The sequence below is a fragment of the Priestia sp. VA7 genome (assembly GCF_055710015.1).
In genome coordinates this window covers 1-282 of sequence record NZ_JBVQPN010000061.1, presented here as the reverse complement: position 1 = coordinate 282, position 282 = coordinate 1, and the positions used below count along the sequence as shown (strand labels likewise).

1 rRNA gene is annotated in these 282 nt (G+C 53.2%); it reads right to left on the bottom strand.

From position 1 onward, the window contains the following. A 23S ribosomal RNA gene (locus AC0C45_RS30175) occupies positions 1 to 282 on the bottom strand; the annotation flags it as partial.

Sequence of the window (282 nt, the reverse complement as noted above, 5' to 3'; positions counted from 1 at the left end):
AACGAGAGTTCTCTCGATCACCTTAGGATTCTCTCCTCGCCTACCTGTGTCGGTTTGCGGTACGGGCACCTCCCGCCTCGCTAGAGGCTTTTCTTGGCAGTGTGGAATCAGGAACTTCGGTACTATAATTCCCTCGTCATCACAGCTCAGCCTTTATGATGAGCGGATTTGCCTACTCATCAGCCTAACTGCTTGAACGCGCATATCCAGCAGCGCGCTTACCCTATCCTACTGCGTCCCCCCATTACTCAAACGGCGGGGAGGTGGTACAGGAATATCAAC